The organism is Pseudomonas sp. 31-12, from assembly GCF_003151075.1.
GTDB lineage: Bacteria > Pseudomonadota > Gammaproteobacteria > Pseudomonadales > Pseudomonadaceae > Aquipseudomonas.
This window is the reverse complement of record NZ_CP029482.1, coordinates 3,117,562-3,141,021: the sequence shown is the minus strand read 5'-3', so window position 1 is coordinate 3,141,021 and position 23,460 is coordinate 3,117,562. Positions and strand designations below refer to the sequence as shown.

Here is a 23,460-nt window from a genome sequence, read left to right as displayed (position 1 = left end):
TTGCGTACCCGAAATGACCAGCAACACGCTGAGCGTTCACGACACATCCTCTGACACTCAGCCAAGCAGAAATTCCCGCGGGCTGGCAGAATCGCCTTTTATTGCGCTCTCAACGCTCGCCGAGCCAGGATTTCCCCATGCAAATGACCACCCAACTCTTGATCGTCAACCCGTGCGATGACGAAGAAGACAACATGGCCATGCTCTGCTGCCACAGCGAACAGGGCGACATGTTTCTGATGACCCGCTACCCGGACGAAGACGCGCTGGACATCACCCTTGATGGCGAACCGTCGACCCTGGACGGCGTGAAAGTGACCTTGAGCCCTACCCGCTTGCTGATCGAAATCGCCGCGGCGGATGCGGATGCGTTGAATGGGGATGATTCGCTGGAGATCATTCACAGCACCGATGCCAGCGATCTGGCTGACGTTGAAGAAACGCTGCAAAACATCCTCAAGGGGACCGGCACCTATATAAGCGAGATTTGAGGGTGCCTTGACCGGCCTCTTCGCGAGCAAGCCCGCTCCCACATTGATCGCATTTCAATCAAACGATGCGGTCACCTGTGGGAGCTGGCTTGCCCGCGAAGGCGTCCAAAAGGCCACCGCAATACCCCGCCCGTACAAATCTCCAACAATTTCCCCAACCATTTCCCACACTTTGCACAAAATGCCGTTAGTCGCCGCCCCCCGCGATGCATTAAAGTAACGCCCCCAGCCCTGGCGTTATTCGAACGTCTTCGGTCACCCTTTCCAGGAACAGTCATCGATGGAACATCGTGAAGCGCTGCTAGCGCTGCGAACCTTTCTTTCAACGCAGATTCTCGGCCAGGAAAAACTCATCGAGCGCTTGCTCATCGCCTTGCTCGCCGACGGCCACATGCTGGTCGAAGGCGCACCGGGGCTGGCCAAGACCAAGGCCATCAAAGAACTCGCCGAAGGCATCGAAGCCCAGTTCCATCGCATTCAGTTCACTCCCGACCTGCTACCCGCCGACATCACCGGCACGGAAATCTATCGCCCGGAAACCGGCAGTTTCGTGTTCCAGCAAGGCCCGATCTTCCACAACCTGGTGCTGGCGGACGAAATCAACCGTGCCCCGGCCAAGGTTCAATCAGCACTGCTGGAAGCCATGGCCGAGCGCCAGGTCAGCGTTGGACGCAGCACTTACGAGCTGTCGCCACTGTTTCTGGTGATGGCCACGCAAAACCCGATCGAGCAGGAAGGCACGTATCCGTTGCCCGAAGCCCAGCTCGACCGTTTCCTGATGCACGTCAAAATCGGTTTCCCGGACGCCGCCGTCGAGCGCCGGATCCTGCAACAGGCCCGGGGCGAAGCCCTGAACGGCGAAACCAAGCCCGAGCGCCGGGTCAGCCAGCAGGCGATCTTCGCCGCACGCAAGGAAATCCTCGGTCTGTACATGGCCGACGCCGTGGAGGAATACCTGGTGCAACTGGTCATGGCCACGCGCACCCCGGCCAAGTTCGATCCGGAGATGGCCGAGTGGATCGCCTATGGCGCCAGCCCGCGAGGCTCGATTGCCCTCGACCGCTGCGCCCGGGCCCACGCCTGGCTGGCCGGTCGCGACTTCGTCAGCCCGGAAGACATCCAGGCGGTGCTGTTTGACGTATTGCGCCACCGCATCATTCTTTCCTTTGAAGCCGAAGCCGCTGGCATCGATCAGGACCGGGTGGTCCAGCGGATTCTCGACGTCGTAGCCGTCGCTTGACCCCGATGAACGCCCTCCTGCCGCCCGAGCCGGGCATCCGCGTCAGCCTCGCCGAGCTGATCGAGATGCGCCATCGCGTGCGCGAAGTGCAGCTGTTTTCCACGCCGAGCCAGCGCAGCCCGCTGATCGGCCTGCACCACTCCAAGCTGCGCGGCCGCGGCGTGGACTTCGATCAGGTGCGGGTTTATCAGGCCGGCGACGACGTGCGCACCATCGACTGGCGCGTCACCGCCCGCACCCAGGAACCGCACACCAAGCTGTTTCACGAAGAACGCGAGCGGCCGATTTTCATCATGGTCGAGCAAAGCCGTCGGCTGTTTTTCGGTTCGGGGCTGATGTTCAAATCGGTACTTGCCGCCCAGGCGGCGAGCCTGATCGGCTGGGCCGCCCTGGGCCATAACGACCGGGTTGGCGGGCTGGTGTTCGGCGATAACGAGCACTACGAGATCAAGCCCCGGCGCAGCAAACAAAGCCTGCTGCAGCTGCTGAACCGCTTGGTGCGGGTCAATCAGTCGCTGCACACCGAAAGCGAGCAGAACCGCGACTCCCTGAATCTGGCCCTGCGTCGTGCACGGGAAGTGCTGCGCCCCGGCAGTCTGGTGATCGTGATCTGTGATGAGCGTGCGTTGACCGAAGGTTCTGAACAGCAACTGAGCCTGTTATCACGCCATTGCGACCTGTTGCTGCTGCCACTGTCCGATCCACTGGACCACGCCCTGCCCGCCGCCGGGCTGCTTCGCTTCGCCGAACGTGGTGCGCAACTCGAACTCGACACGCTGAATTTCGACTTGCGCCAGACCTACCGCGCCCAGGCCGAAACGCGTATTGCCCGCTGGGAATTGCTCGCGCAAAAGCTCCGTGTGTTGCTGATGCCGTTGAGCACCCAGAGTGAGATGGTCGAGCAACTGCGCGAATACCTGAACCCACAAAAACCGGGGAAAGGTCGATGAGCAGCCTCGATCAACTGCAACCGCTGATCTCCCCGCCTCCCATCGAGTTCTGGCCCCCCGCGCCTGGCTGGTGGCTGTTGCTGTTGTTGCTGCCGCTGATCGGTTTCGGGCTGTGGAAGGCGCGGCGCTTCATTCCGGACAAACGCCCGATCGTCCGTGCCGAACAACCGCTGGATCCGGTGCGTATCGCCGCACTGGCGGAACTGGCGCTGATGCCGAAACCCTACGACGGCGCACCGGCCGGCGCCTGGTTGCAACAGCTTAACGGCTTGCTCAAACGCCTGTGCCGCAACCATTACCCTTACAGCCAGAGCCACACGCTCAATGGACGCAAATGGCTGGCGTTCCTCGACAACCGCTGCCCGGCCGCCGGCCTGACCCGCTGGATGGTGCTGGTCGAAGGCGCTTACAAACCCGAATGCAAACTCGACGACAAGGCCATCGCCGGCCTGACTCAGGCCGTCGATACCTGGATTCGCAAACATGTTTGAGTTCGCCTGGCCGTGGATCTTTGCCCTGCTGCCGCTGCCCTGGCTGATGCGCATCCTGCTGCCGGTGGCCGACAGTGGCGAACCGGCGCTCAAAGTCAGTTTCCTCAATGACCTCGAAGGCCTGGCCCGTCGCCGCGCCCGGGCCAACCTGCCGGCCTGGCGCCAGCAAGCACCGTTCATTCTGTTATGGCTGTTGTTGCTGATCGCAGCAGCGCGCCCGCAATGGTTGGGCGATCCGCTGCCAATTGCCGCCAGTGGCCGCGACCTGCTGGTGGCCGTGGACGTGTCCGGTTCCATGGATTCCCCCGACATGCAGTGGCACGACGAAGACGTCAGCCGTCTGTCGCTGGTCCAGCATTTGCTCGGTGACTTCCTGGAAAGTCGCGACGGCGACCGTGTCGGCCTGATCCTGTTCGGCAGCCAGGCTTACCTGCAAGCACCGTTGACGTTCGACCGACGCACCGTGCGGGTGTGGCTCGACGAAGCGCGCATCGGCATCGCCGGCAAGAACACCGCGATTGGTGATGCCATCGGCCTGGCCCTTAAACGCCTGCGCATGCGTCCCGCCCAGAGCCGCGTGCTGATCCTGGTCACGGACGGCGCCAACAACGGCGGTGAAATCGACCCGCTCACCGCGGCTCGGCTGGCGGCCAAAGAAGACGTAAAAATCTACCCGATCGGCATCGGCGCCGACCCGGAGCAAAGCGGCACCCTGGGCTTCCTCGGGATCAACCCGAGCCTGGACCTCGACGAACCGGCGCTGAAGGCCATCGCCCAAGCCACCGGCGGTCAGTACTTCCGCGCCCACGATGGCAAAGAACTGCAGGTGATCAAAGACACCCTCGACACACTCGAGCCGGTGACTCAACAACCGACCCAGGCCCGCCCGGCGCAAGCGTTGTATCACTGGCCTCTGGCGCTGGCATTGTTGTTGAGCATGTTGCTGGTGGTGCGCGAGCGCTGGCCGGATAACCCGTTGCAACGGCTGTTTACCAAGGATCTGTTTTTGCAAACGCAACTGCCTGATTGGCGCCAGCGGCTCAAACGCCTGCGTCTGCGGAGGCGCCGATGAGTGCGCTGTGGCCGTACTGGTTCCGCCCATGGTGGCTGCTGTTGTTGCCGCTATTGGGCTGGCTGCTCTGGCAACTCTGGCACCGGCAAAAACGCGCAGGGCGCTGGCAGATGATCTTGCCACCGGCCTTTCATGCCGCCCTGCTGAGCGGTGGAAACGGTCGCGACAGCAAGCTGCCGTGGGTCGTCCTCGGCGTGGCGTGGGTGCTGACCGTTCTGGCCTTGCTGGGCCCGAGTTGGCAGCGCGTCGAACAACTCAGCCAGAAACCCGCCGACCCGCTGGTGGTCGTGCTGGAGCTGACGCCGGAAATGCTCGCCACCGACGTTGCGCCGAACCGACTCGAACAGGCCCGACGCAAGCTGTTGGACCTGCTGCAAGCCCGCAGCGACGCCCAGACCGCCATCGTCGTCTACTCCGGCAGCGCGCACACTTTGGTGCCACTGTCGGATGACCTGTCGACCAGCCGTAATCTGCTGGACGCGCTCAAGCCTTCGCTGATGCCCGAGGCCGGGCATCGTGCCGATCTCGCGGTGACCAAGGCGTTGGCGCTGTTGAATCAGGGCGATTTGGGTGAAGGCCGGATCCTGTTGATCGGTTCAACCCTGACGGACCTGGAACGTGAAGGCATTCGCCAGGTGCTGGAGAGGAAATCGACGCAGTTTCTGATGCTCGGAATCGGCACCGCCGAAGGCGCGCCGGTCGCTCAGGAGGACGGCAGTTTCCTCAAGGACGATCAGGGCGCGATTCTGGTGCCCCGTCTTGACAGCCCAAGCCTGAAGGCCTTTGCCAACGACCTCGGCGGAGACTATCGCCCGGCGCGTCTGGACGATGCCGATCTGCGCGGACTCGGCCTGCTCGATGGCCCACGCACCCTGCGCAACGACGGCCAGACCTTGCACCTCGACACCTGGGCCGATCAGGGTTACTGGTTGCTGCTGCCGCTGTTGCTGCTCGCCGCTTGTGCCGGTCGCCGTGGCTGGTTGTTCTGCTTGCCGCTGCTGTTCCTGCTGCCGCAACCGAGCTATGCGTTCGACTTCGAAGATCTGTGGTTGCGCCCCGATCAGCGAGGCCTGCATTTGCTCAGGCAAGGCCATCCGGCGAAGGCTTCGCAGCACTTTGAAGATCCGCAATGGCAAGGCGTGGCGCTGTATGAGGCCGGTGACTACAGCGGCGCCGCCCAGCGGTTCGCCAAAGGCAATGACGCCCACGCCCACTACAATCGTGGCAACGCCCTGGCCAAAAGCGGTGAGCTGGAAGCGGCGTTGGACGCCTACGATCAGGCGCTGGAACGCCAGCCTGATTTGCGCCCGGCGCAGACCAACAAGGCACTGGTAGAAAGCCTGCTCAAGCAGAAAAACGCGCCGCCGGTCGAGCCGCAGAAATCCGCCGATGACGAACCCGAGACCAACGCGCAGGAACCGCCACCGGGGTCTGCTACACAACCGGCGGACAACGACCATCCAAAATCCGATACCGAGCAGACCACGCCGGACGCCGGACAGCAGGCGACAACGCCGCCGAAACCGGGTGCCAATGAAGTCCCGGGCAGCGAATTGGGGGACGAGCAAACCACCACGCCTCCGATGCGACCGGCCAGCGACAATATCGATGGCGAACAGCGTCAGGCGCTGGAGCAATGGCTGCGCAAGATCCCCGATGATCCGGGTGAATTGCTCAGGCGCAAATTCTGGTACGAACAGCAACAACATCAGGATCAGGAAAAAACGCGATGACCCGCTTCACCCTTCTCATACTCGCCCTGTTGTTCAGCACCGTTGAGGCCCAGGCGGCAGCGCTGGTCGCCAGTGTCGATCGCAGTCGCCTGAACTCTGGCGAGACGGTCGAACTGACCCTGGAATCCAACGACGTGACGCAGTTCGGCAAGCCTGACCTGGCGCCGCTGGAGCCACTGTTCGAAGTGCGCGGCACCCGCCAGGTCAACCAACTGACCACCCTGAACGGCGACAACCGCGCCACCACGCGCTGGATCATCACGTTGCTGCCGAAGGAAAACGGCAGCGTGACGATTCCACCGTTGCAGCTGGGCGACGTCCAGAGCCAGCCGATCACCGTGCAAGTGGTCGAGAGCGAAACCCAGGACACCGCGAATAAACTGGCCCCGGTGTTCATCGACGCCAGCCTCGACCAGACCAGCGTGTACGTGCAGGCACAGGCCATCCTGACCTTGCGCATCTACCATTCGGTGTCGCTGTACGACGACAGCAGCCTGACCCCGCTGCAGATTCCCGATGCGCGCATCGAACAACTGGGCGAGTCGCGCACGTACGAGAAAGTCATCAACACTCTGCGTCATGGCGTGATCGAAATGCGCTATGCGATCTACCCGCAACACAGCGGCGAATTGACCATTCCAGCGCAGATCTTCAGTGCCACGCTCGTCGACGCGCAGCCCGCCCAGGACGCCGCCAGTCAGGCGCCGAAATCCGGGAAACTGATGCGTGTCAGCTCCGCCCCGATTCTGCTGACGGTCAAGGCCAAACCCATTACGTACCCGGCCGACCTGCCGTGGCTGCCGGCCCGTAGCCTGAGCCTGAGCGAAAGCTGGAACCCGGAGCCGGACCATGCGCAGGTGGGCGATTCACTGACCCGCAGCCTGACCTTGAAAGCCGAAGGCCTGGCCAGCTCACAACTGCCGCCGCTGCCCGCCACAGACGTCAACGGCCTGCGGCGCTACCCGGATCAACCGGTATTGAGCAACCAGAGCACCGAGCGCGGTTTGATCGGCAGTCGTGAAGATCGCGAAGCGTTGGTACCGGGCCGCAGTGGTGCAATCGAGTTGCCGGCGGTGGAAGTGGTCTGGTGGAACACCTTCGAAGATCACTTGGAACACAGCAGCCTGCCGGCCCGAAGCCTGCAAGTGGCGAGCAATCCAAGCCTGGTAGTCGATACACCGATGAGCACCACGCAAGTGAATGCCGGCGTCGACAGCGAAACCCTGTGGAAGTGGAAACTCAGCACATTGATCCTGGCCTGCACCACCCTGCTCGGCTTCGGCCTCTGGTGGCGTGGCCGCTGGCAACCGGCGGTGCTGCGCGCCGCGCAGACCGGTCCGAGCCCACGCACCGTCCTCGACGAACTCAAGCGTGCCTGCCAGGCCAACGATTCCCACGCCACTCGCCAGGCCCTCGACGCCTGGGCGCGACAACAACCGGAAACCCTCGCTGACATGGCCGCCCGCTTCGTGCCACTGTCCGACGCACTGGACGGCTTGAACGGCGCGCTCTACAGCGAAACTGGCCAGCACTGGCAAGGCGAAGAACTGTGGCGGGCAATCAAGGCGATCCCCATTGCCGAGCGGGTTCAGGATCCGGTGGGGGACAGTGGCCTCCCGCCGCTTTACCCGAAGTAATACTGGCCCCTGTGGCGAGGGAGCTTGCTCCCGCTGGGTTGCGAAGCAGCCCCCTTCAATCTTTCTGACACACCGAGTCGCCCGATTTTACGACTGCTGCGCAGCCGAGCGGGAGCAAGCTCCCTCGCCACAGGTCAGCAGATTGATCAGATCCATCGGGCGATCAACTGTGTTTGCCAGTAAACTCTCTCCCCTTTCGCCGCCATCATTTTCCACGCGGCCATTACCTTATTTCCTACGGAGTTCGCCTTGCGTCTGTTTCACACCTCCGACTGGCACCTTGGGCAGAACCTGCACGGCCAGGAACGCGATTTCGAGCACGCCTGCTTTCTTGAATGGCTGTTGCGCCAGCTGAAGCTGGACCGGCCCGATGTGCTGTTGATTGCCGGCGATATCTTCGACACGGTCAATCCGCCGGTCAAAGCCCAGGAACGCCTCTACGAATTCATCGTCAGCGCCCACGAGCAGCAACCGTTGCTGACCATCGTGATCATCGCCGGCAACCACGACTCCGGCTCGCGGATCGAATTGCCTGCGCCGTTGATGCGCCGTTTGCGCACCCACGCACTGGGCCGAGTCTTGTGGCTGGATGACGGCCAACTGGATTCCGAACGGCTGTTGCTACCGCTGCCGGATGCCAGCGGTGAAATTGCCGGCTGGTGCCTGGCGCTGCCGTTTTTGCGGCCTGCCGAAGTGACCGGCGCGCAGTTGGGCGACAACTACCTGCGCGGCATCGGTCAGGTTCATGAATGGCTGATTGAAGCGGCCAATGCCAGACGCAAGCCGGGCCAGGCACTGATTGCCATCAGCCATGCGCACATGGCCGGTGGTTCCGTGTCGGAAGACTCCGAGCGCAGTTTGATCATTGGCAATGCCGAAGCCCTGCCTGCCAGTCTGTTCGGGCCGAGCATCAGCTACGTCGCGCTGGGCCATTTGCACAAGCCGCAGAAGGTCAACGGTGAAGAGCGCATCCGCTACAGCGGCTCGCCGATTCCGTTGTCTTTCTCCGAAATCGGTTATCAGCATCAGATTCTCGACGTCACACTCGACGGCGAAACCCTGGTCAGCGTCGAACCGAAACTGATCCCCCGCGCGGTCAACCTGCAACGTATCGGCCCGGCGCCCCTGGCCGAGATCCTCTTGCAACTGGCCGACTTGCCGAACATCGATTTGCTCGCCGACATCCAGCGCCAGCCGTGGCTTGAGGTTCGTGTGCGGCTCGACGAACCGCAACCCGACTTGCGCCATCAAGTAGAAAGCGCGCTGCAAGGCAAAGCCGTGCGCCTGGTGCGCATCGCCGCCGAGTACGCCGGCAACGGCAGTCGCGAGGGCGTCGATGACGGCACCACGTTGATTGAACTGGACCAGCTCACACCACAGGAATTGTTCAGTCGCGCCTGGCAAGACAGCTACGGCAGCGAGGTCGATGAGCAGACGCTGAAGGACTTTGCCGAGCTGTTGCAGGATGTGCAAATGGAGAGCGAACAACCATGAAGATCCTCGCGATCCGCCTGAAAAACCTCGCCTCCCTGGCCGGACCTTTTGAAATCGACTTCACCGCTGAACCGCTGGCGAGTGCCGGTCTGTTCGCGATCACCGGGCCGACAGGCGCTGGCAAAAGCACCTTGCTCGATGCGTTGTGCCTCGCCCTGTTTGGCGCCGTGCCGCGCTTGAGTAACGCTCAGGTGTCGGCCAAGGCGCCGGACGCCGATGGCGAAATCAGCACCGGTGACCCGCGCACCTTGCTGCGTCGTGGCACCGGCGAAGGGTATGCCGAAGTGGATTTCGTCGGCATCGACGGCCGTCGTTACCGCGCGCGTTGGGAAGCCAATCGCGCGCGCGAAAAGGCTGGCGGCAAGCTGCAGGCCAGCCGTCAGAGTCTGCGCGACATCGATCAGGATCAGTTGCTGGCCAGTCAGAAAGTCGAGTTCAAAACCCAGCTTGAAGCCGTGCTGGGCCTGAACTTCGAACAGTTCACCCGCGCCGTGCTGCTGGCCCAGAGCGAGTTCAGTGCCTTCCTCAAGGCGAACGACAACGAGCGCAGCGAACTGCTGGAGAAGCTCACCGACACCGCGCTGTACACCCGCCTCGGTCGCCGCGCGTTCGACAAAGCCAAAGAAGCCCGCGAAGCGCACAAGCTGTTGCAGGATCAGGCCACGGGCGTGACGCCGCTGTCCACCGAGGCTCGGGCCGAGCTGGATGAACGTTTCAACGAAGCGCAGCAGCAACTCAAGACCCAGCAGTCGCAGCTTAAACAGCTTGAATTGCAGCACACTTGGCTCAAGGACCTGCGTCAATTGCAGGACGAGCAACAGAGCGCCACCGAGCAACTGACCAGCGCCCGGCAGCATTGGGAAAGCCTGGCCGGCGAACGCTTGAAGCTGACGCGCCTGGAGCAACTGGCCCCGCAACGGCACCAGTTCGCCCGCAAGACCGAACTCACCGCCCAGCTCACCCCGCTGGCGGCGCAGATTCAGCAACACACCCAGCAGCAAGCGGAGTTGAACGAGCGTCAGACGCAACTCGAACAGAGCTTGAGCGCTGCGCAGACCGCGCTGGTCGAAGCCCAACGCCAACACACCGAAAAGGCTCCGCTGCTGCGACAGGCGTTTGAAGCGCAAAGCACCCTCGCCCGGCTGATCAAAGACGCCAGCGCGAGTGCGGACCTCAAACAACAAGCGGAATTGGCCAGCACTCAAGGGCAGAACACGATTCAGGGTCTGCTTGAGCAACAAAAGCAGGTGGCTGCACGTCTGGAGCGGATTGCCGGGGAGCTTGAACAAAGCACCCATCTGGCGCCGCTGAGCGAGGCGTGGAACGCCTACCGTGATCGCCTGCAACAGCTGATGCTGATAGGCAATCGCTTGAACAAGGGCCAGGCTGAACTGGCTGCCCTGGAGCAAAGCGCCGCCCGCGCGAGCGAAGAACTGACGGCTCAAAAGCAGCATCTGGAAGTGCTCTACAAAGAGGCCGGTGCCGAACCCGGGGCCGTGGCCGAACAGATCCAGCTGCTCGGCACGCTGTTGCAGGACAACCGCAAACAGCTGCGAGCGTTCGAAGAACTGACCCGGCTGTGGGCCAGCCAGCAAGAGATCGACAAGCGCGGCGCGGAGCTTACGCAACGCCAGCTCCGCGCTCAGCAGGAACGTGATCGCCTGACCCAGGACGGCGTGAAAACCAAGAACGACCTGGTCGTCGCCGAACAGACCCTCACCGTCACTCGCGAACTGCTGGAGCGTCAGCGTCTGGCCCGCAGCGCCAGTGTCGAAGAATTGCGCGCACAGTTGCAGGACGATCAACCGTGCCCGGTCTGCGGCAGCCCCGACCATCCTTATCATCAGCCCGAAGCGTTGCTGCAAAGCCTCGGTCGCCACGATGAAAGCGAACAGGCAAATGCGCAGAAAGCCGTTGACCTGCTCAAAGAAAAACTCACCGATTTACGCGGCGAAGTCGGCGGCTTGATCGCTCAGCAAAAAGAACTGTTGCAGCAACAAGAACAACTCGCCACCCAGCAACAAGGCCTGACGCCGAGCCTCGAAGCGCATCCGTTGTCCACGCAATTGCTGGCGCAGGACGCGAGCAAACGCGACGGTTGGCTGGCGCAGCAAAACAGCCAGTTGAACCAGAGCATCACCCAGGATGAACAACGGCAAACTGCCCTGCTCACCCTGCAACAAGACGCGGCTCGCCTACAGCAGCAACTGCGCAGTGCCGAAGCGGCGAGCCTGCAAGCGACGCAGCACCTGAGCAATCAGCAGCGTGAGCTGAGCAGTGATCGCCAGCGTCTCGACGAAGAGTTGGGCGCCTTCAGCACCCTGCTTCCGGCGGATACGCTGGAGGCCTTGCGCAACGAACCGGCTGCGACCTTCATGCAGCTTGACCGGCAGATCGCCCAGCGTCTGGAGCAACTCGACCAGCAACGCGATGAACTCGGTGAACAGCAACAACGCCAACAGACACTGGAAAAAGAACAGGACCGCCAACTGGCCCGCGCCCAGACACTGGAAGCGGCTCAGCAACAGTTCACCGTCCTCGCCGAGCAGCAACAGGCTTGCCAGCAACAGCTGACGCAATGGCTGGGCGAACACAGCAGCGCCGAACACTGGCAGCAGCAACTGGATCAAGCCGTCGAACAGGCGCGCACTGCCCAGGCAACGGCCAATCAGGAACTGCAAACCGTGCACACACGGTTAGTCGAACTGGCCGCTGAACTCAAAGCCAAACACGAGCGTCTGCTGGCCCTGGAAACCGAGGATCGCGAACTGAGCGCGAAGATCGCCGACTGGCGGGCCTTGCATCCGGAGCTGGATGACGGCGGGCTGGAAGCACTGTTGAGTGTCGACGATCAGCACGTCAGCGAACTGCGGCAGCACTTGCAGCAAAGCGAAAAAGCCATCGAGCAGGCCAACGTGCGATTGCAGGAGCGCGATCAGCGCCTGCTCAATCATCAGGCGCAACACAACGGTAATCTCGACGCCGAGCAACTCGCCACGGCCCTGACAGACCTGCAAAACCTGTTCGCCGCCAGCGAACACCGCTGCGCCGAACTGCGTGCCGAACAGGCCGAGGATCAGCGTCGGCAGAACGCCAATCAGGCCCTGGCGCAGCAGATCGCCGACGCCTACAGTGAATACCAGCGCTGGGCGCGATTGAATGCGTTGATTGGCTCGGCGACTGGCGACACGTTCCGCAAGATCGCCCAGGCCTACAACCTCGACTTGCTGGTGCATCACGCCAACGTGCAATTGCGGCAACTGGTGCGGCGCTATCGCCTGAAACGCGGCGGCAGCATGCTCGGGTTGTTGGTGATGGACACCGAGATGGGCGATGAGCTGCGCTCGGTGCATTCGTTGTCGGGCGGCGAGACGTTCCTGGTGTCGTTGGCCTTGGCGCTCGGCTTGGCGTCGATGGCGTCGAGCACACTGAAAATCGAATCGCTGTTCATCGACGAAGGCTTCGGCAGCCTTGATCCGGAGTCCCTGCAACTGGCCATGGATGCGCTGGATGGCTTGCAGGCCCAGGGCCGCAAGGTCGCGGTGATTTCCCACGTGCAGGAAATGCATGAGCGGATTCCGGTGCAGATCCAGGTCCACCGCCAGGGCAATGGCCTGAGCACCCTGGAGGTGAAATGAATACGCTGTATTCGTTCCGCCGCTGCCCTTACGCCATGCGAGCGCGAATGGCCCTGCGCTATTCGGGCGTTGCCGTGCAGATTGTCGAGGTCAGCCTGAAGGCCAAACCTGCCGAGATGCTAGCGCTGTCGGCCAAGGGCACGGTGCCGGTGCTGAGTGTCGACGGTCAGGTGATCGATGAAAGCCTGGCGATCATGCGCTGGGCCTTGGCGCAGAATGATCCGCAGGATTGGTTGCTCAAGGATGATCCCGTCGCACAGGCGCACATCGCCGCGCTGATTGAAGAGAACGATCAGGCGTTCAAGGTGCATCTGAATCGTTACAAGTACGCCGAGCGTTACCCGGAGCAGCCGATGGAAGCCTATCGTGCGGCGGGCGAGGTGTTCTTGCGCAAGCTGGATGAATTGCTGGAGGGGCGCGATTACTTGCTGGCCGGGCATCCGAGCCTGGCGGATGTGGCGTTGATGCCGTTCATACGGCAGTTCGCCCATGTTGATCGCGAATGGTTCGGGCAGACGCCTTACGTGCGGTTGCAGGCGTGGTTGCAGCGGTTTCTGGAGTCGGAACTGTTCATCGCAATCATGGCCAAGTAACAATCCCTGTGGCGAGGGGGCTTGCCCCCGTTGGGCCGCGAAGCGGCACCCTACATTTCTTCAGGTGCATAGAGTTTGCAGGATTGACGACTGCTTCGCAGCCGAACGGGGGCAAGCCCCCTCGCCACAATGGATCTCTCTGGCCTGCAGCTCTTAGGCGAACACTTCGCACATTTCCAGAACGGAGCAATCCACCTGGAACGGCCCGAAGAAATCGTCTTGCCGTTTCATGGGCGGATTGCCGGCCAGCAAGCCCAGAGCTTTTGCGGTTTCAATATTACGCGCAAGGTTGTGATTGGCTTCGATGGACCGTGCAACGGAACCCGCCGAGCCCTGCCCTATCCCCAACAGGGAAGAGCCATTGGTCATGAACGCCAGGAAGGCGATGACCCAGAGTTTGCCCCCTTTCATGCCCCTGCCGCTCCCGCCAAGTCTTCGTGATCGACCACCACGTTTTGAGCGCGGTGTTCGAACTGGATGGCGGGATAAGCGACCTGAACGGGTGCTTCAAACGTGTGCTGCGATTGCGCCGAAATGCTGACGACCAGTACCAGGGCCACGTAAAGACCTATGGCCAGGTAGGCGCCGTATTTGGCAGAAGTGATGATTGAGCTGGCCATGGTGTTCTCCGTGGGCATGTTTCAGAGCCCACAGAATCGATCAAAAAAGCTGTGACAACCACTCAGGGTTTTCCATAGTAACCATCAGCTTCATTAATCATTAAGCCAGTCTATTTCAGTCTTCAATAAAACTCATCAAGCGCTCACGGGCCGCATCCGGCTCGTCTGGAACGGGCTGGGCAGCCGAAAGAATGGGGGTGGAATACAGAAACAGAAGAACCACTGCCAGACGCATCGCCATGCTGTCGATCCTTGTTATTGGAAAAGGAGTCAAAAACGCAGCGTCAAATCTAAACGTGTGGCTATGTGATATCAAGCGCTTGATTGATGGCAATGTGATGCTGTCGTAAACGCGTTATGCAGGAGCGACATCACTCAGGTTTCTCGACGCTTTTCAGCCCGATCGGCGCAAGTGACTTCGCTCCTGCATAAAAGGTGCAGGGCTTGAATTTCAGGCTTGGGTCTTGTGATCCAGTGCCGCGTAGAAGTTGGCGCTCTGTTGCAGGTATTTCTGGGTGTAGCTCTGGGCGTGGGATTTTTTGTCGCTGATTTCAACGTTGGCGCTGGCTGGCAGAGCGACGGTGGCAGAGATGGCGGATGCGGCGATGATGGAAAAGAGATTGAAGTTCATGGCGGTATTCCTCGGATTCAGTTGGCTTGCTTGCCCGGTGGGGCCGTGAAGCAAACTTAACCTTCGAGGTTGACGCCTTGAAATCTTTTGTAGCATTAGCAGATATCAGTCTCATTAATACAAGGATGCAGGCCCCATCAACCGGGGCCTGCGGCCTATTGACGCACCAGGAACTTGAGGTCGCTCGGGGCATCCATCGGCAGTTTCTGCACGGTTTTACCCAGCAGACCGCTCTTGGCATCGCGCTCGACCACGACAATCTGGTTGCTCTTCTGATTGGCAATCAGCAAAAACTTGCCGCTCGGGTCGAGGCTGAATTCGCGCGGGTGATCACCTTCCACCGAACGACGCTGCAGCTCCTTGAGATGCCCGCTCGCAGGATCAATGGCAAATACCAGCAACTGATTGGCAGTGCCGCGGTTGCTGACGTACAGGAACTTGCCATCGGCCGATGCGTGCAGCGCAGCAGCGGCCTTGTCGGACGTGGGCTGCCCCGCCGCCAGATCAACCATCTGGGTTTGCTCAAGCTTGCCGTTCTGGTGATCGAACACCGCAACCTGCGCGCTCATTTCCATGGTCAGCCAGGCATGTTTGCCATCGGCGCTGAACAGCAAATGACGCGGCCCGCTGCCGGCTGGCAACTGGACGGACGCCGGGGTGGCGGCAATCAGCGGCAACTCCGGATTAGCCTTGGGATCGAAGCGGTAGACAAAGATCTTGTCAGCGCCCAGGTCATTGGAGAATACAAACTTGCCGTCCGGCGACGAAACCGTCGAATGCACATGCGCCGACATCTGCCGCTCGGGATTGACCCGGCTAGACGGGTGACTGCTCATCTGCACCACAGACTTGAGCTTGCCATCGGTGCCCACGGGCAACACCGCCAGGGTGCCACCCGGGTCTTCAACCACGGAATAATTGCTGACGAACAGATGGCTGGCGTCACCGCTGAGGCTTGAATGCGTCGGCTCGTTGCCCAGGCTCTGCACCTGATTGATCAGGCTCAGTGCATGGGTCTTGGGATCGATCGCATAACTGCTGACGCGCCCGACCGGGTCTTTCTGGCCCGGGCCATTTTCGTTGACCACGAACAGGCGCTGCTGATCCTTGGAAACGGTCAGCCACGACGGGTTTTCACTGGTGACCACTTGCAACGGCTTGGGGTTGATCTGCCCGGTGGCGCTGTCGAAGTCCAGACGATAAATTCCCTCGCTCTGCCCCGCCGTGTACGAACCGACCAGCAACTGATAGTCGTCGGCCGATGCAACCTCAATGCCCATCGCGCCGAGGCTGCCGGCCATCAACAGTGGCCAGAGCTTATGCATCCTCATTTCCTTCTTCCTCGTCTTCACCGCCGCCGAACGCCTCCATAGGCACCAGTCGATGCTCACCGGAATCGCCGGTAATGATCCAGCTTTTCAAAGCAGTATCGAAAGTCGCCGCCGTGATCTGCGCAATGCTGAACTCCCAACGCTTGAGCGCTCGTCCGTCCATGCATTCGATGTGCAGGTTATCGTCTTCATCGAGGGAAAAATCGAAAGCGTGCAGCCCGTCGATTTCCAGCATGTCGCAGTGTTCGAGGGCGTTGATCAAGGTGTCGGCTACGGCAGTCATGGCAGTCAATCTTTGAATGGGAAAGACGCAATGATAGCTCAATGTGGCAGCGCCCTAGCGCCGACCACAAAACTCGGACACAACGCAGGACAAATGTGGGAGCGGGCTTGCTCGCGAAGGCGGAGTGTCAGTCGACACATGTATTGACTGATACACCGCCTTCGCGGGCAAGCCCGCTCCCACAGGGGTTGTGTGCTCAGCCTTTAGAGGGCGTCGCGGGATGGCTTGCCGTCCACCAGGCGTTGGATGCGCAGTGGGTTGGCGTTCTTCAACGGTTCCGGCAGCAAACTGTCCGGATAGTTCTGGAAGCACACCGGACGCAGGAACCGATCAATCGCCAATGTGCCCACCGACGTGCCACGCGCATCGGAAGTCGCTGGATACGGCCCGCCGTGGACCATCGAATCACAGACTTCCACACCCGTCGGATAGCCATTGAGCAGGATCCGCCCGACCTTTTGCTCAAGCAATGCCGTCAACTCGCTGAACTGTTCGAAGTCCGCCGGTTCACCAATGATCGTCGCCGTCAGCTGCCCGTGCAGGCCGTTCAATGCGGCACTGAGTTGCGCCTGATCCGCCACTTCGACGAACACCGTGGTCGGGCCGAACACTTCTTCCTGCAGCACTTCATCGCCATTGATCAACAGGCTGACGTCGGCTTTGAACAACTGCGGTTGCGCCTGATTGCCTTGCTGCGGATTGCCAGCCAGGTGCTCGATGCCCGGGTGAGCGAGGAGTTTTTGCAGGCCTTTGCCATAGCTGCTCAAGGTTCCGGCGTTGAGCATCGTCTGCGCCGGCTGATCGCCGATGAGCCCCGCGACCTGTTGCACGAACGCGGTGAATTGCGGCGAGCGAATACCGATCACCAGACCGGGATTGGTGCAGAACTGTCCGCAACCCTGTACCACCGAAGCGGTCAGGTCACGGGCGACGGTGTCTGCCCGAGCGTCCAGTGCCTGGGGCAACACGATCACCGGGTTGATGCTCGACATCTCGGCGAACACCGGGATGGGTTGTGGACGCGCGGCGGCCATGTCGCACAACGCACGACCACCCTTCAGCGAACCGGTGAAACCGACCGCCTGAATCGCCGGGTGCTTGACCAGCGCTTCGCCGACTCCGCCGCCGTAGATCATGTTGAACACCCCGGCCGGCATGCCGGTTTTTTCCGCCGCGCGAATCAACGCATCAGCCACCTGTTCAGCGGTGGCCATGTGGCCACCGTGAGCCTTGAACACCACCGGGCAACCGGCGGCCAGCGCCGACGCGGTATCACCGCCTGCGGTGGAGAAGGCCAACGGAAAGTTGCTCGCGCCGAACACGGCGACAGGCCCGAGGCCGATTCGGTATTGGCGCAGGTCCGGACGGGGCAGCGGTTGGCGATCCGGCAATGCCTGATCGATTCGCGCGCCATAGAAATCGCCACGACGCAGCACTTTGGCGAACAGACGCATCTGGCCGCTGGTGCGCCCGCGTTCACCCTGGATACGTCCGGCAGGCAAGGCCGTTTCGCGGCAGACCACTGCGACAAAGTCATCGCCCAAGGCGTCGAGTTCATCGGCAATCGCATCGAGAAATTGCGCGCGACGTTCGGCGCTCAGGCTGCGATAAGCCGGGTAAGCGGCGGCGGCAGCCTTGGCGGCGGCATCGACTTCTTCAGGCGTGGCCTGGAAAAAATCATGAGGCAAGGCTTCGCCGGTGCTGGCGTCAACGCTCTGCAGCTTGAGGGTGCCGGTAGCGCTGCGCTGGCCGCCAATGTAGTTGTGACCAAGTATCTGGGTCATGTATGTCTCCTTAAAGAGTGCCGACGGTGCCGGGCTCGAACGCTGCTTCAACCGGTGCAATCCCGTTGATCAACGGTGCGCCGAACACGGCCTGGCTGATCTCGAACACGTCACCCGGCCGGGTGCGAATGCCGTCGGCAAAGGACAGGGTCGCGGTGCCGAAGAAATGGATGTGCACGTCCCCCGGACGCAGGAACTGGCTGTACTTGAAATGGTGGTACTCGAGGTTTTCCAGGCTGTGGCACATGTTGGCCTCGCCGCTGAGGAACTCGTTCTGCCACAGCACTTCACCGTCACGCAGGATGCGACTGGTGCCGGCCAGATGCTGCGGCAGTTCGCCGACGCGCAGCTCCGGACCGTAGCTGCAACTGCGCAGTTTCGAGTGTGCGAGGTAGAGGTAATTCTTGCGCTCCATGACGTGATCGGAAAACTCGTTGCCCACCGCAAAACCGAGGCGATACGGTTTGCCGTCGTGGCCGATGACGTAAAGACCACTGAGTTCAGGCTCTTCACCCGCGTCTTCGGCAAACGGCGGTAGCGGGAACGGTTGACCCGGACGCACGACGATGCTGCCGTCACCCTTGTAAAACCACTCCGGTTGCACGCCGGCCTGACCAGCCGCCGGCTTACCGCCCTCCACGCCCCATTTGAAAATGCGCATGGTGTCGGTCATCGCGGCTTCGTCGCCGGCCTGTTGGTGCATTTTGTCGCGGGCCGAAGCGCTGCCCAGATGGGTCAGGCCGGTGCCGCTGACCAGCATGTGCGCCGGGTCCGGGTGATCCAGCGGTGGCAGGATTCGCAGTTGGGCCAGCAGGTCCGCGTAGTCATGGCTGATGCCCAGACCCAGGGTTTTTACCTGCTGCTCAAGATTGACGCCCGCCTCGATCGCCGCCAGAGCCAGGTCCCGCACCGTTCGCGCGTCCTGCACTTCGCGGATCAGCCCCTCCTCGACCACGCCCACCCGACGCTCGCCGTTACTTAACTCGAATTGAACCAAACGCATGAAATTCTCCTGTTTATTCAAATCACCGCTGTTCCCTGTGGGAGCGAGCCTGCTCGCGATGAGGCCGTCACATCCGACATCAGCGTTGAATGTCAGTCCGTCATCGCGAGCAGGCTCGCTCCCACAGTTGATCGGTGTACATCCTCAGGTACGGGTCGCGCCGCGAGCGCTGGCTGCAAACTGATCCGCTGCCAGCACATGCTTGCGCTCCAGCAACCGATACACCACGCCAGTCAACACCAGCCCGAACACCATCACCCCCGACAGGAAATACAGCCCCGAAGCCAGGTTGCCGGTGTATTCCTTCAGCGCGCCAATCACGAACGGGCCGATGTAGCCGCCCAGGTTGCCCACCGAATTGATCAACGCGATCCCTGCCGCCGCACTCGCCCCGGCAAAGAAACGACCGGGCAAGGTCCAGAACACCGCGGTGCAGGAAAACAACGCAAACGCCACCAGGCACAACGCCGCGAGTTGCAGCACCGGCACCGTCAGCCAGGCGCTGAGGAACAGACCGATAGCACCCAGCACGTAAAGCACCGCCAAATGGCCGTAGCGATCATTCAAGCGGTCGGAACTGCGCGGGATGATCAGCAACCCCACGATCCCGAAGATGTACGGCACCGATGACACGAAACCGGTCACAAGGTCAGTGCCGCCAAACTGTTTGATCAACGTCGGCAACCACAGGCCCAGGCCATAAATGCTCAAGGTCACCGGCAGATAAAACAGCGCCAGCAGCAACACGCGTTTGTCTTTCAGGGCGTGCAGCGGATTGCCGTGGCGGGTTTGGCCGTATTCTTCCAGGTCTTTTTTCAGCTCACCGGTCAGCCAGTCTTTCTCGGCCTGGTCCATCCATTTCACCTGTTGCGGACCATCCGGCAGGTAACGCAGCACTGGCCAGGTCAGCAGGATCGCCGGGGTGCCGATGACAATGAACAGCCACTGCCAGCCATGCAGACCGAGGATGCCATCCATGCCGAGCAAGCCGCCGGACACCGGGCCGGTGATCATCATCGCGATAGGTTGGGACAGGATGAACAGCCCGAGGATCTTGCCGCGATGGCGAACCGGGAACCATTGGGTGATGTAGTAGAGGACGCCCGGGAAGAACCCGGCTTCGGCCGCGCCGAGCAGGAAGCGCATGACATAGAAGCTGTGCGGCCCCTGGACGAAGGCCATGCCGATGGTGATGGCGCCCCAGGTGACCATGATCCGCGCAAACCAGCGCCGGGCGCCGAAGCGGTCGAGCATCAGGTTGCTGGGGATTTCCAGCAAGAAGTAGCCAATGAAGAACAACCCTGCTCCAAGGCCATAAGCCGCGTCACCCAAGCCAATGTCGGCGCCCATGTGCAGCTTGGCGAACCCTACGGCGGAGCGATCCACATAGGCGATCAGGTACAGCAGGATCAGGAAGGGAATCAGTTTCAGCGTGATGCGACGAATAAGCCGCAGTTCCTGGCTCATGAGATCGGTCTCCGATTGTTGTTTTTATAGAACCTCGGGGGACGCCTCTCGCTGAAAACCGCCAGGGCCATCCCTCCGTTGAAAGCGACTATATAGTAATACTAATTACCCAACAACACTTCCAAATCGGCAAATTTGAGCTTATGTTACGCCTTAGCTCGAACAATATAGTCATACAATAAGAGAATCGATCATGTCTGATAAGAAACCCAACCTGCGTTCCGCCCAATGGTTTGGCACCGCCGACAAGAACGGCTTCATGTACCGCAGCTGGATGAAGAATCAGGGCATCGCCGACCACCAGTTCCACGGCAAGCCGATCATCGGCATCTGCAACACCTGGTCGGAACTGACCCCGTGCAACGCGCATTTCCGCCAGATCGCGGAACACGTCAAACGCGGCGTGATCGAGGCCGGTGGTTTTCCAGTGGAATTCCCGGTGTTCTCCAACGGCGAATCCAACCTGCGCCCCACCGCCATGCTCACCCGCAACCTGGCGAGCATGGACGTTGAAGAAGCGATTCGTGGCAACCCGATTGATGGCGTGGTCCTGCTGACCGGTTGCGACAAAACCACCCCGGCACTGCTGATGGGCGCGGCCAGTTGCGACGTGCCGGCGATCGTGGTCACCGGCGGACCGATGCTCAACGGCAAGCACAAGGGCCAGGACATCGGCTCCGGCACGGTGGTCTGGCAGCTCAGCGAACAGGTGAAAGCCGGCACCATAACGATTGACGATTTCCTCGCGGCCGAGGGCGGCATGTCCCGTTCGGCCGGCACCTGCAACACCATGGGCACCGCATCGACCATGGCCTGCATGGCCGAAGCACTGGGCACTTCCCTGCCCCACAACGCGGCGATTCCCGCAGTGGATGCACGGCGTTATGTGTTGGCGCACATGTCCGGCATGCGCGCGGTGGAGATGGTCCGCGAAGATCTGCGGCTGTCGAAGATCCTGACCAAGGAAGCTTTCGAAAACGCCATTCGCGTGAACGCCGCCATCGGTGGCTCGACCAACGCCGTGATCCACCTGAAAGCCATCGCCGGTCGCATCGGCGTCGAACTGGACCTGGACGACTGGACCCGCATTGGCCGCGGCATGCCGACCATCGTCGACCTGCAACCGTCCGGGCGTTTCCTGATGGAAGAGTTCTACTACGCCGGCGGCCTGCCTGCCGTGCTGCGCCGCCTCGGTGAAGCCAATCTGATTCCGAACCCGGACGCTCTGACCGTCAACGGCAAGACCCTCGGCGAGAACACCAAGGACGCGCCGATCTATGGTCAGGACGAAGTGATCCGCACCCTCGACAACCCGATCCGCGCCGACGGCGGCATCTGCGTGCTGCGCGGCAACCTCGCGCCACTCGGTGCGGTGCTCAAACCTTCCGCCGCCAGTGCCGAACTGATGCAACATCGCGGGCGTGCCGTGGTGTTCGAGAACTTCGACATGTACAAGGCGCGGATCAACGATCCGGAACTGGACGTCGATGCCAACTCGATTCTGGTGATGAAGAACTGCGGGCCGAAGGGTTATCCGGGCATGGCTGAAGTCGGCAACATGGGCTTGCCGGCCAAGCTGCTGGCTCAGGGCGTGACGGACATGGTGCGCATTTCCGACGCACGCATGAGCGGCACGGCGTACGGCACGGTGGTTTTGCACGTTGCCCCGGAAGCAGCGGCCGGCGGGCCTTTGGCGACGGTGAAGGAAGGCGACTGGATTGAGCTCGATTGCGCCAACGGGCGTTTGCACCTGGATATTCCGGATGCGGAACTGGCGGCGCGCATGGCTGATCTGCAACCGCCGCAAAATCTGATCGTGGGCGGTTATCGCCAGCTGTACATCGACCATGTGCTGCAAGCGGATCAGGGTTGCGATTTCGACTTCCTGGTCGGCTGCCGCGGCTCCGAAGTGCCCCGCCACTCCCACTAATCACATCAGTCCCCTGTGGGAGCGGGCTTGCTCGCGAAAGCGGTAGTGCATTCAGCATTTTTGTTGACTGACACACCGCCTTCGCGAGCAAGCCCGCTCCCACATTGATTTGCACTTGCCTCAAGATTGCGCCGCGCCTGCTATCATGCGCGGCATCTCCATCGCACAGGATCGCGCCGTTCCCCATGGATTACCGCAAACCCTCCGACCGCAAAAGCATGCACTCGCGCATCGTCCAGGAACTGGGCATGCAGATCGTTTCCGGGCGCTTCAAGCCGTGTGACAAACTGCCCGCCGAAGCCCTGCTGTGCGAGGAGTACGCGGTCAGCCGCCCGGTGCTGCGCGAAGCCACCCGCGTGCTGGTTGCCAAAGGCCTGGTGTATTCCCGCCCCCGGGTCGGCACCGTGGTCAAGCAGCGCAAGGAATGGCACATGCTCGATCCGGATGTGTTGCACTGGCTGATGCAAAGCAGCCCGCAAAATGAATTCTTCGATTTGCTGACCAGCGTGCGCAGCATCATCGAACCCGCTGCCGCCGCCCTCGCTGCGCAATTCGCCACCGACGCCGACATCGCCTCCATCGGCGAAGCCTACCAGCGCATGGAAGCCGCGCCGACGCCTGAAGCGCTGTTGCAGCCCGACCTGGATTTCCACAGCCGCATTGCCGACGCGACCCACAACGACCTGTTGGCCAACCTGTGCAACATGCTGTCGGTGGCGATTGCTGAAGCGCTGAAGCATTCCAACCAGCGGCCGAACCTGCATGAACTGGCGCTGCCTCGGCACAAGGCAATTCTCACGGCGATCGAGAACCGTGATGCGCTGGGTGCGCGGCATGCCACTCTCGTACAACTCGACGATGCGCGAAGTGCACTGAACGTCGTGCTCGGCACCGATCCCTCCTAACACCACAACTCCAATGTGGGAGCGAGCCTGCTCGCGATGGCAATTTCACATTCAACATTGATGTTGGCTGGTAGACCGCCATCGCGAGCAGGCTCGCTCCCACAGGGGCCGGCGTGAATCTTCAGATGAAAAAAAGCCGCAACCAGGGTTGCGGCTTTTTTGTTTCA

Annotated in this window: 21 protein-coding genes; 12 read left to right on the top strand and 9 right to left on the bottom strand. The window is 61.4% G+C overall.

The window, feature by feature from the left end:
- Positions 1–137: 137 nt before the first annotated feature.
- The 10 genes from DJ564_RS14855 to DJ564_RS14810 all read left to right on the top strand — a co-directional run bounded on the left by DJ564_RS14855 (position 138) and on the right by DJ564_RS14810 (position 13,339).
- Complete coding sequence (locus tag DJ564_RS14855; RefSeq protein WP_109630625.1) at positions 138–491, top strand: hypothetical protein; 354 nt, start codon at positions 138–140, stop codon at positions 489–491.
- A gap of 280 nt (positions 492–771) precedes the next feature.
- Positions 772–1,731: a MoxR family ATPase gene (locus DJ564_RS14850; protein WP_003218556.1), complete on the top strand. Its 960-nt coding sequence runs from the start codon at positions 772–774 to the stop codon at positions 1,729–1,731.
- Positions 1,732–1,736: 5 nt separating this feature from the next.
- Positions 1,737–2,681 (top strand): DUF58 domain-containing protein, encoded by a 945-nt coding sequence (locus DJ564_RS14845; RefSeq protein ID WP_109630622.1) that lies wholly within the window; start codon positions 1,737–1,739, stop codon positions 2,679–2,681.
- Positions 2,678–3,172: a DUF4381 domain-containing protein gene (locus tag DJ564_RS14840; RefSeq protein ID WP_109630619.1), complete on the top strand. Its 495-nt coding sequence runs from the start codon at positions 2,678–2,680 to the stop codon at positions 3,170–3,172. Before DJ564_RS14845 ends, DJ564_RS14840 begins: the two co-directional genes overlap by 4 nt.
- The gene (locus tag DJ564_RS14835) at positions 3,165–4,244 is read left to right on the top strand and encodes a VWA domain-containing protein (protein WP_109630616.1); all 1,080 of its coding nucleotides are present in this window, start codon (positions 3,165–3,167) and stop codon (positions 4,242–4,244) included. Before DJ564_RS14840 ends, DJ564_RS14835 begins: the two co-directional genes overlap by 8 nt.
- Positions 4,241–5,977, top strand: a complete 1,737-nt coding sequence (locus tag DJ564_RS14830; protein ID WP_109630613.1) for a tetratricopeptide repeat protein — start codon at positions 4,241–4,243, stop codon at positions 5,975–5,977. The genes DJ564_RS14835 and DJ564_RS14830 overlap by 4 nt, the downstream gene beginning before the upstream one ends.
- Positions 5,974–7,614, top strand: a complete 1,641-nt coding sequence (locus DJ564_RS14825) for a BatD family protein (protein ID WP_109630611.1) — start codon at positions 5,974–5,976, stop codon at positions 7,612–7,614. Before DJ564_RS14830 ends, DJ564_RS14825 begins: the two co-directional genes overlap by 4 nt.
- A gap of 249 nt (positions 7,615–7,863) precedes the next feature.
- The gene (locus tag DJ564_RS14820; protein ID WP_109630609.1) at positions 7,864–9,108 is read left to right on the top strand and encodes an exonuclease SbcCD subunit D C-terminal domain-containing protein; all 1,245 of its coding nucleotides are present in this window, start codon (positions 7,864–7,866) and stop codon (positions 9,106–9,108) included.
- Positions 9,105–12,746: an SbcC/MukB-like Walker B domain-containing protein gene (locus tag DJ564_RS14815; protein WP_109630606.1), complete on the top strand. Its 3,642-nt coding sequence runs from the start codon at positions 9,105–9,107 to the stop codon at positions 12,744–12,746. Before DJ564_RS14820 ends, DJ564_RS14815 begins: the two co-directional genes overlap by 4 nt.
- On the top strand, positions 12,743–13,339 hold the full coding sequence (locus tag DJ564_RS14810; protein ID WP_109630603.1) for a glutathione S-transferase: 597 nt from the start codon (positions 12,743–12,745) through the stop codon (positions 13,337–13,339). The genes DJ564_RS14815 and DJ564_RS14810 overlap by 4 nt, the downstream gene beginning before the upstream one ends.
- A 153-nt stretch (positions 13,340–13,492) precedes the next feature.
- Here DJ564_RS14810 and DJ564_RS14805 read toward each other — a convergent pair whose 3' ends face one another.
- The 9 genes from DJ564_RS14805 to DJ564_RS14760 all read right to left on the bottom strand — a co-directional run bounded on the left by DJ564_RS14805 (position 13,493) and on the right by DJ564_RS14760 (position 20,458).
- Positions 13,493–13,750: a hypothetical protein gene (locus DJ564_RS14805; protein ID WP_109630600.1), complete on the bottom strand. Its 258-nt coding sequence runs from the start codon at positions 13,748–13,750 to the stop codon at positions 13,493–13,495.
- Entirely contained in the window at positions 13,747–13,959 is a 213-nt protein-coding gene (locus tag DJ564_RS14800; protein ID WP_109630599.1) for a hypothetical protein, read from the bottom strand. The genes DJ564_RS14805 and DJ564_RS14800 overlap by 4 nt, the downstream gene beginning before the upstream one ends.
- A 115-nt stretch (positions 13,960–14,074) precedes the next feature.
- Positions 14,075–14,200, bottom strand: coding sequence for a hypothetical protein (locus tag DJ564_RS32400; protein ID WP_255141673.1), 126 nt, complete (start codon positions 14,198–14,200; stop codon positions 14,075–14,077).
- A 210-nt stretch (positions 14,201–14,410) separates the two neighbouring features.
- Positions 14,411–14,590, bottom strand: coding sequence for a hypothetical protein (locus DJ564_RS14795; RefSeq protein ID WP_010459844.1), 180 nt, complete (start codon positions 14,588–14,590; stop codon positions 14,411–14,413).
- A 155-nt stretch (positions 14,591–14,745) separates the two neighbouring features.
- On the bottom strand, positions 14,746–15,921 hold the full coding sequence (locus DJ564_RS14790) for a lactonase family protein (RefSeq protein WP_109630597.1): 1,176 nt from the start codon (positions 15,919–15,921) through the stop codon (positions 14,746–14,748).
- The gene (locus DJ564_RS14785; protein ID WP_109630595.1) at positions 15,908–16,204 is read right to left on the bottom strand and encodes a DUF5629 family protein; all 297 of its coding nucleotides are present in this window, start codon (positions 16,202–16,204) and stop codon (positions 15,908–15,910) included. Before DJ564_RS14785 ends, DJ564_RS14790 begins: the two co-directional genes overlap by 14 nt.
- A 203-nt stretch (positions 16,205–16,407) precedes the next feature.
- Positions 16,408–17,988 (bottom strand): aldehyde dehydrogenase (NADP(+)), encoded by a 1,581-nt coding sequence (locus tag DJ564_RS14775; protein ID WP_109630593.1) that lies wholly within the window; start codon positions 17,986–17,988, stop codon positions 16,408–16,410.
- A gap of 10 nt (positions 17,989–17,998) precedes the next feature.
- Positions 17,999–18,991, bottom strand: a complete 993-nt coding sequence (gene araD1 / locus DJ564_RS14770) for an AraD1 family protein (RefSeq protein WP_109630592.1) — start codon at positions 18,989–18,991, stop codon at positions 17,999–18,001.
- 144 nt (positions 18,992–19,135) lie between these two features.
- Positions 19,136–20,458: an MFS transporter gene (locus tag DJ564_RS14760; protein WP_109630587.1), complete on the bottom strand. Its 1,323-nt coding sequence runs from the start codon at positions 20,456–20,458 to the stop codon at positions 19,136–19,138.
- A gap of 193 nt (positions 20,459–20,651) precedes the next feature.
- Between DJ564_RS14760 and DJ564_RS14755 the strand changes: the two genes are divergently transcribed.
- Together DJ564_RS14755 and DJ564_RS14750 are read left to right on the top strand one after the other, a co-directional pair.
- On the top strand, positions 20,652–22,388 hold the full coding sequence (locus DJ564_RS14755; RefSeq protein WP_109630584.1) for an IlvD/Edd family dehydratase: 1,737 nt from the start codon (positions 20,652–20,654) through the stop codon (positions 22,386–22,388).
- A 185-nt stretch (positions 22,389–22,573) separates the two neighbouring features.
- Complete coding sequence (locus DJ564_RS14750; protein WP_094467649.1) at positions 22,574–23,293, top strand: FadR/GntR family transcriptional regulator; 720 nt, start codon at positions 22,574–22,576, stop codon at positions 23,291–23,293.
- Positions 23,294–23,460 lie beyond the last annotated feature (167 nt).

Coding starts and splice junctions, on each gene's coding strand:
- DJ564_RS14805 (WP_109630600.1), bottom strand. CDS start 13,750: ATGAAAGGGGGCAAACTCTGGGTCATCGCCTTCCTGGCGTTCATGACC.
- DJ564_RS14845 (WP_109630622.1), top strand. CDS start 1,737: ATGAACGCCCTCCTGCCGCCCGAGCCGGGCATCCGCGTCAGCCTCGCC.
- araD1 (WP_109630592.1), bottom strand. CDS start 18,991: ATGCGTTTGGTTCAATTCGAGTTAAGTAACGGCGAGCGTCGGGTGGGC.
- DJ564_RS14775 (WP_109630593.1), bottom strand. CDS start 17,988: ATGACCCAGATACTTGGTCACAACTACATTGGCGGCCAGCGCAGCGCT.
- DJ564_RS14810 (WP_109630603.1), top strand. CDS start 12,743: ATGAATACGCTGTATTCGTTCCGCCGCTGCCCTTACGCCATGCGAGCG.
- DJ564_RS14760 (WP_109630587.1), bottom strand. CDS start 20,458: ATGAGCCAGGAACTGCGGCTTATTCGTCGCATCACGCTGAAACTGATT.
- DJ564_RS14815 (WP_109630606.1), top strand. CDS start 9,105: ATGAAGATCCTCGCGATCCGCCTGAAAAACCTCGCCTCCCTGGCCGGA.
- DJ564_RS14855 (WP_109630625.1), top strand. CDS start 138: ATGCAAATGACCACCCAACTCTTGATCGTCAACCCGTGCGATGACGAA.
- DJ564_RS14840 (WP_109630619.1), top strand. CDS start 2,678: ATGAGCAGCCTCGATCAACTGCAACCGCTGATCTCCCCGCCTCCCATC.
- DJ564_RS14830 (WP_109630613.1), top strand. CDS start 4,241: ATGAGTGCGCTGTGGCCGTACTGGTTCCGCCCATGGTGGCTGCTGTTG.
- DJ564_RS14850 (WP_003218556.1), top strand. CDS start 772: ATGGAACATCGTGAAGCGCTGCTAGCGCTGCGAACCTTTCTTTCAACG.
- DJ564_RS14835 (WP_109630616.1), top strand. CDS start 3,165: ATGTTTGAGTTCGCCTGGCCGTGGATCTTTGCCCTGCTGCCGCTGCCC.
- DJ564_RS32400 (WP_255141673.1), bottom strand. CDS start 14,200: ATGGCGATGCGTCTGGCAGTGGTTCTTCTGTTTCTGTATTCCACCCCC.
- DJ564_RS14785 (WP_109630595.1), bottom strand. CDS start 16,204: ATGACTGCCGTAGCCGACACCTTGATCAACGCCCTCGAACACTGCGAC.
- DJ564_RS14750 (WP_094467649.1), top strand. CDS start 22,574: ATGGATTACCGCAAACCCTCCGACCGCAAAAGCATGCACTCGCGCATC.
- DJ564_RS14755 (WP_109630584.1), top strand. CDS start 20,652: ATGTCTGATAAGAAACCCAACCTGCGTTCCGCCCAATGGTTTGGCACC.
- DJ564_RS14800 (WP_109630599.1), bottom strand. CDS start 13,959: ATGGCCAGCTCAATCATCACTTCTGCCAAATACGGCGCCTACCTGGCC.
- DJ564_RS14790 (WP_109630597.1), bottom strand. CDS start 15,921: ATGAGGATGCATAAGCTCTGGCCACTGTTGATGGCCGGCAGCCTCGGC.
- DJ564_RS14795 (WP_010459844.1), bottom strand. CDS start 14,590: ATGAACTTCAATCTCTTTTCCATCATCGCCGCATCCGCCATCTCTGCC.
- DJ564_RS14825 (WP_109630611.1), top strand. CDS start 5,974: ATGACCCGCTTCACCCTTCTCATACTCGCCCTGTTGTTCAGCACCGTT.